Annotated in this window: 9 protein-coding genes; 3 read left to right on the plus strand and 6 right to left on the minus strand. The window is 68.3% G+C overall.

The window, feature by feature from the left end; all coding sequences use genetic code 11:
• Positions 1–11: 11 nt before the first annotated feature.
• The gene (ald, locus tag ACFY2X_RS42085; protein ID WP_389949363.1) at positions 12–1,127 is read right to left on the minus strand and encodes an alanine dehydrogenase; all 1,116 of its coding nucleotides are present in this window, start codon (positions 1,125–1,127) and stop codon (positions 12–14) included.
• Positions 1,128–1,345: 218 nt separating this feature from the next.
• Between ald and ACFY2X_RS42090 the strand changes: the two genes are divergently transcribed.
• A complete protein-coding gene (locus ACFY2X_RS42090; RefSeq protein WP_389949366.1) occupies positions 1,346–2,275 on the plus strand; it encodes a hypothetical protein in 930 nt (309 codons plus the stop codon).
• Here ACFY2X_RS42090 and ACFY2X_RS42095 read toward each other — a convergent pair whose 3' ends face one another.
• The 4 genes from ACFY2X_RS42095 to ACFY2X_RS42110 all read right to left on the minus strand — a co-directional run bounded on the left by ACFY2X_RS42095 (position 2,276) and on the right by ACFY2X_RS42110 (position 7,901).
• Positions 2,276–3,388 (minus strand): hypothetical protein, encoded by a 1,113-nt coding sequence (locus tag ACFY2X_RS42095; RefSeq protein ID WP_389949369.1) that lies wholly within the window; start codon positions 3,386–3,388, stop codon positions 2,276–2,278. It lies immediately after the preceding gene.
• A 207-nt stretch (positions 3,389–3,595) separates the two neighbouring features.
• Positions 3,596–4,180, minus strand: coding sequence for an IS607 family transposase (locus ACFY2X_RS42100; RefSeq protein ID WP_389949372.1), 585 nt, complete (start codon positions 4,178–4,180; stop codon positions 3,596–3,598).
• Between the two features lie 98 nt (positions 4,181–4,278).
• A complete protein-coding gene (locus ACFY2X_RS42105; protein WP_389949375.1) occupies positions 4,279–5,655 on the minus strand; it encodes an NCS2 family permease in 1,377 nt (458 codons plus the stop codon).
• A 32-nt stretch (positions 5,656–5,687) separates the two neighbouring features.
• Positions 5,688–7,901, minus strand: a complete 2,214-nt coding sequence (locus tag ACFY2X_RS42110) for a xanthine dehydrogenase family protein molybdopterin-binding subunit (protein WP_389949378.1) — start codon at positions 7,899–7,901, stop codon at positions 5,688–5,690.
• A gap of 92 nt (positions 7,902–7,993) precedes the next feature.
• Between ACFY2X_RS42110 and ACFY2X_RS42115 the strand changes: the two genes are divergently transcribed.
• Positions 7,994–9,499 carry a PucR family transcriptional regulator gene (locus ACFY2X_RS42115; RefSeq protein ID WP_389949381.1) on the plus strand — a complete coding sequence of 502 codons (1,506 nt, stop codon included), beginning with the start codon at positions 7,994–7,996 and terminating at the stop codon, positions 9,497–9,499.
• Here the strand turns inward: ACFY2X_RS42115 and ACFY2X_RS42120 are convergent.
• The gene (locus ACFY2X_RS42120) at positions 9,486–12,380 is read right to left on the minus strand and encodes a BTAD domain-containing putative transcriptional regulator (protein ID WP_389949384.1); all 2,895 of its coding nucleotides are present in this window, start codon (positions 12,378–12,380) and stop codon (positions 9,486–9,488) included. The genes ACFY2X_RS42115 and ACFY2X_RS42120 overlap by 14 nt on opposite strands.
• Positions 12,381–13,060: 680 nt before the next feature.
• On the opposite strand from ACFY2X_RS42120, the gene ACFY2X_RS42125 reads away from it, so the two are divergent.
• On the plus strand, positions 13,061–13,459 hold the full coding sequence (locus tag ACFY2X_RS42125) for a helix-turn-helix domain-containing protein (RefSeq protein WP_389949386.1): 399 nt from the start codon (positions 13,061–13,063) through the stop codon (positions 13,457–13,459).
• Positions 13,460–13,499: the final 40 nt, after the last annotated feature.

Below are 13,499 nucleotides of genomic sequence, written 5' to 3' on the forward strand. Positions count from 1 at the left end.
CGGACCTCTCGCTAGGCGAGCACCTGCCCCAGGGGCACCGCTTCCAACCCGTGAGCCTCGGCCACGGGCTGGTTGGTCAGGTGCCCCTCGTGCGTGTTCAGGCCGAGAGCCAGGGCGGGGTCGCCGCGCAGCGCCGCGCGCCAGCCCTGTTCGGCGATGGCCACGGCGTAGGGCAGGGTCACGTTGGTCAGGGCGTAGGTCGAGGTGTGCGGGACCGCGCCCGGCATGTTGGCCACGCAGTAGAAGATCGAGTCGTGCACCTGGTAGATCGGCTCCGCGTGCGTGGTCGGCCGGGAGTCCTCGAAGCAGCCGCCCTGGTCGATGGAGATGTCGACCAGAACGGAACCGGGCCTCATCCGCGACACCAGCTCGTTGCTGACCAGTGTGGGCGCCTTCGCGCCCGGGACCAGCACCGCGCCGATGACCAGGTCGGCGGCCAGGACCGCACGCTCGATCTCGTAGCTGTTCGACGCGACCGTCTGGCAGTGGCCCTGATAGATGACGTCGGCCTGGCGAAGCCGGTCGATGTTCTTGTCCAGCAGCACCACCTCGGACTGCATGCCGAGCGCGATGACCGCGGCGTTCATTCCCGACACGCCGGCGCCGATCACGACCACGTTGGCCGCGTGCACACCCGACACCCCGCCCATGAGCACGCCGCGGCCGCCTTCCGGCCGCATCAGGTGGTAGGCGCCCACCTGCGGGGCGAGCCGGCCGGCCACCTCTGACATCGGGGCCAGCAGCGGCAGGGCGCCGTTCGCGGTCTGTACGGTCTCGTAGGCGATGCCGGTGACGCCGGATTCGAGCATGGCTCGGGTGCACGCCTCCGACGCGGCCAGGTGCAGGTAGGTGAAGAGCACCTGTCCCTTGCGCATTCGGTGATATTCCTCGGCGATCGGTTCTTTCACCTTCAGGACCAGATCGCCCACGGCCCACACATCGTCCGCTGAGTCCACGATGGTCGCCCCCACGCTCTGGAAATCGGCGTCAGGGATCGAGGACCCGGCTCCCGCGTCTTTCTCGATGAAGACCTGATGGCCGTTCCGGATGAACTCATGGGCTCCAGCGGGAGTGAGGGCCACGCGATACTCGTGGTTCTTGACCTCGCGGGGAACTGCGATCTTCACAACTCCTCCAGAATTCGCGCCTGTCTCCTCTTTACTGTGCGTTCCTGGGAAAAGGGTCACTACGCGCAAGATGGAAGGAGTGGGTCAGTTTTGCTGACAGTATGTAAATTGCAGTCCATTCTTCCGTTTGGAAGCGGACTCGGCCGACCGGTTACCCGTTCCTTGCGCTGATCGATAAGCTCACCGCGAGCAAATGCGAAGAGTACGGGGATATGACGATGGAGATGCACGCGGGTCCGGACGACCCACCCGTGCCACAGGGACCTCCACCAGGGCCTTCCGGGCATCCCCCGAGGCCGCCGGGACCCCAGGCCGAACCCCACGGTTCCCCGGGACCGCAAGGGCCACAAGGGCCACGAGGACCGGGGGCCGGGCCGGGCGGGCAGGCCGGCGCCGGCCTGCCCGGTGAGCCCCAGGCGAGCCGGCTCACCACCGTCGTCCTGGTTCTCGCGCTGGTCGTCGTCGTGCTGATCACCGGCGTGCTCGGCACTCTCGCCGTGCTCATGACCAAGAACCCCGACATGCCGCTCGGGGCCGCGCCACCCCGGCGCCTTTCCGCCCCCATCCACTTCGCCCCGGTGGTCGGGACGGGGGCCGCCCCCTGCACGGCCCCCGAGGCCATACCCGACGACGAGGGGAAGATCTGCTACACGCTCGCCGCCGGGGTCAGCGTGAACGCCGTGCGGAAGATCGAGGTGATCCAGGAGACGAGCGGCGCGTACTCCGTCAGGATCGCGTTCGCGCCCACGTTCCTCGAACGGATCAACGACCTGACCAAGGAGGCGGTCAACCAGCCGATCGCGATCGTCGTCGGGGAGAAGGTGGTGGCCGCTCCCCGGGTCGCCCAGGTGATCACCCAGGACAGCCTGAGCATCACCGGCTCCTTCACCAAGGAACAGGCCGACGCCATGGCCGCCCGGCTGTCCGGCACCGGGAGCGCCGGGAATACCGAGAGCACCGGGACGCCGTCCACGGGCCAGCCCCAGCCGACCGCGCAGGTCCCCACGCCCCCGGCCTCCGGCCAGCCCGTGACCCCGCAGACCACGCCCGCTCCGGCGACGACCACGTCGGCCCCGGTCGCCCCGACGGCGACCCCGGCAGCCACGTCCACGGCGACCTCGGCGGCTCTCACCGTTCCTGAACAGTGATCAGAAGTGACCGTGAAGATCAATCTGGCACTGAGCCCATCCCGAACGGTCTTGGATGGGCTGGTCCACCGCGTTCCTTCCGCGTTTAGCGCCGACGGATCGTGTCCGTGGTCCGGGCACACGGGGGCGGTTTCCCTCGCGTTCTCGGCCTTCGGGCCGGGCCTGGGCGGTCCGATGCCCGCCGGCATCGCTCTGGTGCTGGCGGGGCGGTGCCGTCCGTCGCCTGATCCGGAGGCCGAGGGCGCGTCGTCCGATCGCCACGCTCGCTGCCTGGTGGCGGCTGGCGGGGCGTCGTGCGGTAGTGAGGGGCTTTTGCCAGTGCTCGGCCCCCCACAGGCTGGTGTAGGCGGGATCGACAGCGATCACGCCGAGTCCGGCTTCCGCGCACATGCTCAGCAGGCGTGCACGGAGTTTGCCGGTGGGGATGCCCGAGATGAGCCGCCGGAACCGCTTCTTGCGGCCGTGTTTCTCCCGGGTCTTGGAGCCGGTGATGTCGAGGTCTTCGATCGCGATGGCTTCGACACCGGTGGACTCGGCCCAGTGGATGAGCCGGGTGAGGGCGTGGCGGAGCTGAGCGTCCCGGTGGGTGGCCGACCCGGACATGTCGTAGTCGAAGCGGCGGGGCGCACCGGTCGGATTGCCGTGCTCATCGAGCAGCCAGGCGGCGAGGTGGTCGGCGTTGGTGTCCACGCCGACCACGCCACCGGCCCGCAGCGCATCCAGCGGAACAACAGGGAGGTCTTTGCGGGTCCAGGAGGCGTCGAGGTACCAGCGGCCGGACGTGGTGTTGAGATGGATGCGGTAGGCCACCGCCCGGTTCGCTTCGATCCGGTCGCGCCACTCCTCTCCCCGGTGGGAGAAGGTGACGCGGGCGGTGAGGATGTACCGGCCGTGCCGGGCGTTCGCCAAGTCCGCCAGAGGGCCGGGCAGCTTGAGTGACACCTCCCCGTCCGGGGTGACGCGGATCGTCTCGTTGCCATATCGCTTGCCGGACTCGCCGTCAGCGGTCAGGAACCAGCGCGCTGCCTCCCACTCGGACCGCCACTGCTCATACGTCTTGTTCGCGATGATGAGATTGTGCCGCTGCTTCAGCAACCGACGGCCGCCTCGCACCGCGGAGACCTTCCCGGCATCCCGCTCCGCCTTGACCTGCTCGTAGCCGGTCTCCAGGATCGCTAAGCGGCGGGTTTTCTGGAACCACTCGTTGCGGGAGCGGTGTCGTCCTCGGGCGTGAGGCCCTTGAGGCGGTCCCGTATCGACACACCCGACGGTCCGTCGGCGACGAACGGCCGGGCGATCTGCCGCAACGGCTTCCGCTGTTCAGCCATGCTCGGCGGCCTTCAGGGCCTTCAGGGCCTTTTGGGCACGGTTCTTCGCCGACCGGCGACCGTACAAGCGGGCGCAGAACGAGGTCAGCATCTCGGCCATGTCACGGACGAGATCGTCCTCGACCTCACCGTCGTCCAGTACCACCAGGCGACGGCCGGTCGCGGACAGCGCGGCTTCGACCAGCTCCACGTTCACCTGGCCAAGCCGGTCCTTGTGCTCCACCGCGATCACGGTCACAGCCGGATCGGCCAGCAGCCGTTTCGCCTTCGACCGGTCCCCGTTCGTCCCCGAGCCGATCTCGGATTCGACCCGGACGACACGGTGACCGCCCTGCGCGGCCCATTCCATCAGCCGGGTGGTCTGCCGCTCGAGATCGGACTTCTGGTCTTGTGAGGACACTCGCGCATACAGGCCGATTCCCTCGGTCTTCTGTGGCGCGGTGTTGGCCTCGATGTTCACCAGGATCGTGCGCGGTCCCACTCGTTCGGCGGGGACCGGCAACGTGCCCTCACGGAACCAGCGGTACGCGGTACGCGGCGCGACGCCCTGCGCTCTGGCCCATTCCGTCAGGTTCACGTCGAAGATCGTAAAGCACTGATGGTATCTAAACAACACTTATGAACACTCAATCGCAAGCAGTTCACCACCCCCACCTCGGGGCCCGGTGGCGCTCCCTAGGCGAACAGTGCCTGAAGACCCTCGATGGAGAAGTACGCCGCGAAGATCAGCGTGACCACCCAGAGGAGCCACGGGACCTCGCGGACCCGGCCGGTCGCCGTCAGGACCACCGCGTAGCTGATCACGCCCACGCCGACGCCGTTGGTGATGCTGTAGGTGAACGGCATCATGGCGATCGTCAGGAACGCCGGGATGGCCAGAGCCAGGTCATCCCAGGGAATGTTCCTGGCCAGGGTCATCATCAACGCGCCCACCAGCACCAGCGCGGGAGCCGCCGCGGCGGCGGGGACAACCGCGGCGAGCGGGGTGATGAACAGGGTCAGCAGGAACATGGCGCCGGTGACCAGGGCGGACAGGCCGGTCCTGGCCCCCTCGCCGACCCCGGCCGCCGACTCGACGAAGACCGTGTTCGCCGAGGAGCTGCAGAACCCGCCGATCGCTCCGGCCACGCCGTCGACGGTGAGGATGGCCCCCAGCCGGGGCACCTGGCCCTCTACGTTCACCAGGCCCGCCTCGTCGCTCACCCCGATGATGGTGCCCATCGCGTCGAAGAACCCCGACAGCACCAGCGTGAACAGCACGATCGTCGCGGTCACGATCCCGGCGCGGGTGAATCCGCCGAACAGGTCCACCTGGCCGACCAGTCCGAAGTCCGGCGGGGACACCACCGCCTCCGGCACGCGGGGCACCACGATGCCCCAGTCCGCTGGATTGATCTTCGTGACCGAATTGACCGCGATCGCCAGCACGGCGGTGATCACGATGCTGATCAGGATGGCCCCGTGGATCCTGCGCACGAAAAGCACGATCATCAGCAACAGGCCGAAGGAGAACACCGCGACCGGCCAGCCCGTCAGGTGACCGGTCCTGCCCAGCTGCACCGGCGCCCCCGTCCCCCTCCCGACGAACCCGGCGTCCACCAGCCCGATCAGCGCGATGAACATGCCGATTCCCACGCTGATCGCGTGTTTCAGGGCGAGCGGGATGGAGTCCATGATGAGGCGGCGCAGCCCGGAGACCGCCAGCACCACGATCAGCAGCCCCTCCAGGACGACCAGTCCCATCGCCTGGGCCCAGGTCATGTGCGGCGCGGCCTGGTAGGCGACCACCACGTTCAGGCCCAGCCCCGCCGCAACGCCGAAAGGCGCGTTGCCCACCAGTCCCATGAGGATCGTGCTCACCGCCGCGGCGATGATGGTCGACGTGGTGAGCTGCGGGACCGACAGCTTCGCCCCGGTGACATCGGTGGCCCCGCCGATGATGATCGGGTTCAGCAGGATGATGTAAGCCATGGCCATGAACGTGGTGAGGCCACCCCTGATCTCCTGGGCGACCGTCGAGCTCCGCGCCGACAGCTCGAAGAACCGATCCATAGCTCCCCCCTCGCACGGGGGATGACCGTTTCCTACCCGCTCAGCGCGATGTCATGGGGGCGGATCGGCACGCGGGAGAGCGGCAGGCCGGTCGCGGCCCGCACGGCGGCGACCACGGCGGGGGTGGAGGACAGCGTGGGGGGCTCGCCCGCGCCTCGCAGGCCGTAGGGGGCGTGCGGGTCGGGGTTCTCCAGGATCGACACGCGCATGGGCGGCATGTCGAGAACGGTGGGGATCAGGTAGTCGGTGAAGGAGGGGTTGAGCACCCGTCCGTCTACGACCTGGATCTCCTCCATCAGCGCCAGGCCCAGCCCCTGCGCCGAGCCGCCGTGGATCTGTCCCTCCAGCGCGAGCGGGTTCAGCACCTTGCCCACGTCCTGGACCGCCGCCAGCTCCACCACCTTGACCAGGCCCAGTTCCACGTCCACGTCCACCACCGCCCGGTGCACGCACAGGGCGAGCTGGGTGTGGGAGTCGCCCTGCCCGGTGACCGGATCCATCGGGAAGGTCGGCCGGTGGCGATACTCCCTGGTCTCCTCGACGGCGCCGGCCCGCTCCAGCGCCTCCACCAGCGTCGACCCGTCGGCCCGCAGGTCGTCCAGCCGCTTCCGTACGGCTTCGCAGGCCGCCTTGACCGCGCCGCCGGTGACGTAGGACTGGCGGGAGGCCGACGAGGACCCGGCCGAGCCCACCGCCGTGTCGGCCTGGGCGACCGTCACCTGGTCGATGCCGAGCTCAGTCCTGGCGATCTGCTCCTGGATCGTCACCAGGCCCTGACCCACCTCGGCCGCCGCGGTGTGCACCAGGACATGCGGCTCGCCGCCGAGCAGCTCCACCCTGACCCTGGCGGTGGAGTAGTCGTCGAAGCCCTCGGAGAAGCAGATGTTCTTGATGCCCACGCCGTACCCCACGCCGCGCCGTACCCCCTCGCCGTGGGTGGTCTGCGAGACGCCGCCGGGCATGTCCAGCAGGTCCGATCCCGCGGCGGCCGGAAGCGGCATCGCGGCGAGTTCGCGGAGCATGCCGGCCAGCGGTGCGGGAGAGTCGATCACCTGGCCGGTGGCCAGCCTGGAGCCCTGGGAGACCGCGTTGCGGATGCGAACCTCGACGGGGGAGATGCCGCACGCCTCGGCGAGCCTGTCCATCTGCGACTCGTAGGCGAAGCAGGCCTGGACCGCGCCGAAGCCGCGCATGGCGCCGCAGGGCGGGTTGTTGGTGTAGACGCCGTAGGCGTCGATCCAGATGTTGTCCACCTCGTACGGGCCCACCCCGAGTGAGGCGGCGTTGCCCACCACGGCGGGGGAGGAGGAGCAGTAGGCGCCGCCGTCGAGCAGGATCTCCGCCTTGACGTAGAGCAGCCTGCCCTCGGGGGTCGCGCCGTGCTCGTAGCGCATCCAGGCCGGATGCCGGTGAACGTGACCGAAGAACGACTCCTCGCGGTTGTAGACGATCTTCACGGGGCGGCCCGTGCGCAGCGCCAGCATGCACGCGTGAACCTGCATGGACAGGTCCTCGCGCGCGCCGAACGCGCCGCCCACCCCGGCCAGCGACAGCCGTACCTTCTCCTCGGGCAGGCCGAGGCACGGCGCGATCTGGCCGCGGTCCACGTGCAGCCACTGGGTCGCGACGAACAGGTCCACCCCGCCGTCCTCGGCCGGCACGGCCAGACCCGACTCCGGCCCGAGGAAGGCCTGGTCCTGCATGCCGACCTCGTACTCCCCGGTGACCACGACGGGGGCCTCGAAATCGGAGCCGACCCGGACCGGCTGGTGGCGCAGCACGTTGCCGTGGTCGTGGACCGTCGGGCAGGAGGCGTCGAAGGCGGCCCGGCGCGGGTCGGTGACCGCCTCCCGAGGCTCGTACTCCACGACGATCGCCTCGGCCGCCCGCCTGGCCCGCTCAGGATGGTCGGCGGCGACCAGCGCGACCGGCTCCCCCTGGTAGCGGACCTGGTCGACGGCCAGCACCGGCTGGTCCCTGTGCTCCAGGCCGTAGAACTTCTCGCCCGGCACGTCCTCGTGGGTGAGCACCGCCAGCACACCGGGCATGGCCAGCGCGGGGCCGATGTCGATGGAGCGGATCCACGCCGATGGGTGAGGACTGCGCAGGGTCACCCCCCAGATCATGTCCGCGAGGTACAGATCGGAGGAGTAGGCGAACTCGCCCGTCACCTTGAGCGTCCCGTCGGGACGCAGCACGCTCTCGCCGACGCCCTGGCTCTGCCGAGTCTCGATGCTGCTCACCACAGCAGTACATCAGCCCAGGTCAGAGGGGAATAGGGCGGACACGACGAAACGCGTGACAGGCGTGTCGGCGGCTCTTGTAGTTTTATCCAACTATGCGCATACGTGACCTGGTCGGGATTGAAGAGCTCCGGCTCACCCTGCTGGTGGGCGAAGAGCATCTGGATCGTGACTTCACCGGTGTGCAGATCACCGACCTGCCCGATCCCGGACGCTATCTGTCGGGCGGAGAACTGGTGCTCTCCGGGCTCATGTGGCGCAACGAGCCCGCGGACTCCGAACGGTTCGTGGCCCGCCTCGCCAAGGCGGGGGTGGCCGCGCTCGGCGCCGGCCGGGCATGGCTCGGCGCCGTGCCCGACGACCTGGTCCAAGCCTGCCGGGCCCATGGCCTGCCGCTTCTGGAGGTTCCCGTCGAGGTCTCCTTCCGGACCATCGCGGAGATGATCACTCCTCGCCTCGCCGAGCTGCGCGACGCCCTCGGCCGCCACCGGAGGATCGTCGCGGCGGTCGCCGAGGGCGCCGGCCTGCCGGAGCTGTTCGCGCTCATGGAGGGCGAGCTCGCGATGACCGGCGCGGTCATCTCGGCCACCGGCACGGTGATCGCCGGCACCCTGGACCAGGCCGACGCCGTACGGCTGGCGCACGAGTATCTGACCGCGCCCCGGCTGCCGCACGCGGTCCGCACCCCGGCGGGGACCTTCACCCTCTTCGGCGTGGGCCGCGAGCACCGCGCCGCGAGCTGGGCCCTGGTCTGCGGCGGCGACCTGCTCGGCGAGGCCGACCTGGGCTTCGAGCTGGCGGCCTGCGTCGCGCTGGAGCGGACCAGGACGGAGGAGGGCAGGAGGGTCGAGCGCCGCCTCGCCGGACAGCTGATCGCACTGGCCGTCTCCGGGGGGAGAGATCCGGCCGAACTCAATGCCGGGCTGCGGACCTGCGGAATCGGCCTGGCCGAGCCGTACGCCGTGGTCAACGCGACCGTCATCCGGGCCGGGGCGGCCCGGGGACCGGATCCGGCGACGCTCGGCGGCCAGGTCCTGGAAGAGCTGTTGCACCCCAGGGTGGTGGCCGCGGCGGGCGCCGAGGGGGCGGTGGCGCTGGTGCCGCTGGCCGGTACGGCGGGCGAGCTGGCCGAGACGCTGCGGGCCGGTGCGCGGGCGCTGACGGCGGGGCTGCCCGGGACACGGGTGTCGATCGGGGTGAGCGCCTCGCTGACCGGCTCGTCGGCGATCCGGGGCGGCGCGGAGGAGGCGGGTCACGCGCGGAGACTGGCCGAGGCGCGCGGCGGGGGCGTCGTGACCAGCGACGAGATCTACACGCACGCGCTGCTGCTGGCCACGGTCCCCGACGACGTGCGGCGATCGTTCGCCGCGAGGACGCTGGATCCGCTGCTCGACTACGACCGGCGGCACCAGTCCGACCTGGTGCGGACGCTCGGTACGTTCCTTGAGTGCGTCGGTTCCTGGAACGCCTGCGCCGAACGCCTGCACGTCCATGTCAACACGGTCCGCTACCGCATCCGCCGGGTGGAGGAGCTCACCGGACGGGATCTGTCGACGATGGCGGACCGGGTCGACCTGTTCCTGGCCCTCAGGGCGTCATGACCTCGCCGAGAGCCGCCATTGGCTCTCCGCGAGCGGACAGGAGGTCCTCTTCCTCTGCCAGTTGCTTCCTCAAGGCCTCGTTTCCGGTTGCCCGTGCGGTTGTGATGGAGCGCGCGAGGTAGGTTGCGGCCTGGTCGATCTGGCCGAGGAGACGGCAGGAGCGGGCGAGGCCGAGCAGGAGGTACGGCTCGGCGACGCTCACCTTCGCGGCATCAGCGCAGGCCAGGGCAGTTTCATACCAGGTTTTGGCCGACGCGGGATCTCCCAGGTCAAGATGGACCTCGCCGAGGTTCTCGCGCACGCTGGTTTCCTGGTAGACGTTGCCGTCTCTGCGGGTCTGGTCCAGGGCCTCACCCAGCACCGCCAGCGCTCGATCGAACTGGCGCAGGCCACGATACGCCGCACCGATCACGGTGGCCGCGAAGTGCTCACCCGATTTGTGCCCGATTGCCTTGGCGGCCTTCCACTGCGCTTCGGCGCAGGTGATGGCTTCCTCATACTGGTTTAGTTCCAGGTAATCACGGGCCAGGGCACCCAGCGCTCTTTGCTCGCCATGTAGATCAGACAGTTCTCGGCAGAGGGCCAACTGCTTGTGAAGGTGAGGCATGGCTTCCTCGGAGCGGTGGGCCAAGCTGAGAGCTCGGGCCATATGACTGTGTGCGTTTGCTTGGATACCACGATCATCCAGCCGCTGCCCGACTGTGAGACATTGCCGGCTACTCGAGAGGATATGCATGTGGAGGTTGGCGTGGTGGAGGTGCCAGAAGAGCGAGCAGGTGAGGGCGACGCCAAGGCGGGCGGTTTGCTGTTCGGGGGCGGCCATTGCCTGGGAGGCGGCGGCTAGGAGGTTGGCCTGTTCCCGATCCAGCCACTGGTGGGCCTCTTCCTTCGAGGCGAGTGGGATCGGGTTCGCGTTGATGTCGACCTCTGTCAGCACGGTGCGGGGGTAGCCGGCGAGTTTCACGGCCAGGCGGGTGGTCGCGACGTAGCAGCTCAGCGCCCGGTCCAGTGCGGCATTGCGGGCTTCCTGTGTCTGTTGTCGCACGGCTTGTTCGCTGGCGAACAGGCGGATCAGGTCGTGTAGTCGGTATCTTCCGGTTTCGTTGGTTTCCGCGAGGTGGGCGTCGACCAGGCGTTCCATGGCGCGTTCGGCCATGTCGGCGGGAGCGTCCAGGAGGGCGGCGACGATGTGTGAGGTCACGTCGGCTACCTGGAGCACGCCGAGGGCGCGCAGTGCGCGGGCGGCTGTTCGGTCGAGGGGGTGGTCGCTGGCGGCGAGCAGGTCGTAGCTGACCGCCAGGCTGGAACGGACCGCGAGATCGCCCATTTCCAGTTCGTGGAGTCGTCGTCGTTCGTCTTGCAGGCGTTCCACCAGGTCGGCCACGTCCCATTGGGGGCGGCTGGCCAGCCGGGCTCCGGCGATGCCCACGGCCAAAGGCAGGCTGCCGCAGAGCTCGATCAGACGCGTGGTCGCCCAGGTGTTTGCGGCGATGCGCTCGGCCCCGGCCAGTTTCGCGAGCATGGCGGAGGCTTCTACACGGCGCATTCTGCCGATCTGCACATGAACGCAGTCGTCGACGAGGACAAAGGTGCTCCGGCTGGTCACCAGGACCGTGTTCCCCCTGGGGACCGACAGCAGCGGGCGGACCTGGGCCGGGTCGGTGGCATCGTCCAGCACGATAAGAACATTTTTGCCGTCAAGCAGGCTGCGCCATAGGGAGGTGGCTTCGTCGAGGTTGGTGGGGATGGCGTAGGGGGGCGTGCCGAGATCGCGGAGGAATCTGCCGAGGACGTCGAGGGGTTCGAGTTGTTTGATGCCTGGTGTGGCGCCGTACAGGTTGGCGTACAGGTGTCCGCCAGGGAAGTGGTTGCGGGCCTGGTGGGCGGCGCGGATGGCCAGGGTGGACTTGCCGGCTCCGGGTGGTCCGGTGATCGCGATGACATGGTGGGGGCGGCTGCCGTCCCAGGGGCACAGCAGTGCTCTCAGCTGGACCAGCTCTTCTACGCGTCCGACGAAGTCGGTGGGATCGCGCGGCAACTGGCGGGGGACAGGCGTGCTCCGGCTGGTTTGGGTGAGATGCGCCGATCCTGGTCGTGATGTTGGGTCGGGGAGGTTACTGGAGGTGAGGATGCGTTGGTGAAGGTCTTGGATCGGCTGGCTGGGGTCCAGCCCGGTTTCTTCTCTGAGGGCTTTTCTGAGTCGCTGGTAGGCCTCCAGCGCTGCGGGGCGGTCTCCGGTCCCGTACAGGCCCAGCATGAGTTGTCCCCATAGCCGTTCGCGGGAGGGGTAGGTGGTGGCGGGGGCGCGCAGGGCGGAGACGACCTCGTCGTAGCGGGCCAGGCTGAGTCCGATCTCTGCGGTTTCCTCCAGCAGGGCCAGGTGTTCCTGGGTCAGACGGGTGGCGGCGTCATTCAGGGGCCGGCTGCCCTTGGCGTTCGACAGGGTCTCGCCGCGCCACAGCCCAAGGGCTTGGGTGAAGTAGTGGTAGGCGGTTTGCGGCTCGTTGTGCCAGGAGGCCTGCCGGCCTTGCTGGAGGCGTTCTTGGAAGGCCAGCAGGTCGAGGTCTTCCGGGCCGGCGGTGATGAGGTATGCGTTTGTCTGTGTCTCTATCGGCGCGGAGCGAGGATCGCCGGGAGACAACAGTTTACGCAATGCGTGAATGTAGGTCTTGATGTTTTGCTCCGCGGAGGGCGGGGGCGCGTCGTCCCACAGTGCCTCTATCAGGTGTTCCACGGGTGTGGGGGTGTTGGCCCTGAGCAGGAGCGCCGCCAGCAGTTGGCGATGTTTGAGCCGCTGGATGTGGATGGTTTCGTTATTGGCGTTGCGAACTGCCAGGCTGCCGAGTATCAGAAACGCCGAGTGGTGATCCTCAAATGTCATCGACCCCAGTCCGTCCTAAGCGCTGTCAAAAGAGTCTTGAGAGGATAACGCTACCCGGTTTCCGGCTCAAGTCATTAGCTCGCGTCCCGCGAATGATCGGTGTATTTACAGTGTATTGACGGTAGTCCATTCAGTGTTTTCTTATTGGAGTCAGGACTGGTTGCCGGATTTCCTTTTCGGGTGGATGGCCACCGAGGGCCGATCTGGTACCCGCCGCCTTCCTGCCTGTCCGAAGCGGGCGCGGGGATGGTGTCGAGCAGCCGCCGGCATGGGAGCCTCTTGCCTCGGGCTTCGGAAGGTGAGGGCTCCGCGTTCAGGGGTGATGATCGCCTCCCCCGCCTTGAAGTCCCGGCCGTGAAGCTGGCGTAAGCGTTGACTCCTCCGGCGGGCGGCGTCGTCGAAATCCGAGCCACTTCTGTTTCAGGTGGGGCGGATGAGGTTACAGAGACATGTGTGCCGAAGCGGGAGCCGTGACCCGTCCATGAACCGGGAAAGCCGTCGGGCGCCATGGACGCTCTGTCGGCGACGTCTTTGACGAATGTCCTTCAGCGTCCGGTGTGGGTCTCCGTATTACGCTTCGGCGGCAACCGAATCGCTGGGACCTATCTGGCGGATCATCACGTTCATCCGGTAAGCGCGCTAACCAGGTCGTGTCTTGCTCTTGTGGTTGGCGCTGAAGTGTGATTTCCTCACGCTACGCCGTTTTTACGTCGGTCGGCAGAGATAAACGGGAACGGAGCGAGACTCCACGCCTGCCGTGGATCCAGATCGGTTGCGGTGACGCGCAGACGTCCAGCGCGTTTCCTGGCTGTGTTCGTTCGTGGAACGCCTGCGCCGGACGTCTGCGCGTTCGTGTCAACAAGGTCCGCCGCCGCATCCGCGCGGTGGAGGGGTTCACCGGGCGGGACCTGCCTGCGGCAGCGGATCGGGCCAGCCTGTCCCTCACCTTACGGGAGAGTCGGCCCTCTTGCTATTCCGGGTATTCCCAGTCTGCGGTGGTCAGCAAGTCCAGGGCCGAAGAAGACTGGGTGGTCCCCTGCAGGGGGGCAGACGAATCGGCGCTGGCGGTCGTAGCATGACTCGTGGCGGCAAACGTTGCCGTCAAGAAGACGGCGAGGG

This window comes from Streptosporangium sp. NPDC000396 (assembly GCF_042898655.1).
Classification (GTDB): domain Bacteria; phylum Actinomycetota; class Actinomycetes; order Streptosporangiales; family Streptosporangiaceae; genus Streptosporangium.

What these genes read in the sequence shown, in the direction of transcription:
- ACFY2X_RS42090 (WP_389949366.1), top strand. Translation starts at nt 1,346, where the DNA reads ATGGAGATGCACGCGGGTCCGGACGACCCACCCGTGCCACAGGGACCT.
- ACFY2X_RS42120 (WP_389949384.1), bottom strand. Translation starts at nt 12,380, where the DNA reads ATGACATTTGAGGATCACCACTCGGCGTTTCTGATACTCGGCAGCCTG.
- ACFY2X_RS42105 (WP_389949375.1), bottom strand. Translation starts at nt 5,655, where the DNA reads ATGGATCGGTTCTTCGAGCTGTCGGCGCGGAGCTCGACGGTCGCCCAG.
- ACFY2X_RS42115 (WP_389949381.1), top strand. Translation starts at nt 7,994, where the DNA reads ATGCGCATACGTGACCTGGTCGGGATTGAAGAGCTCCGGCTCACCCTG.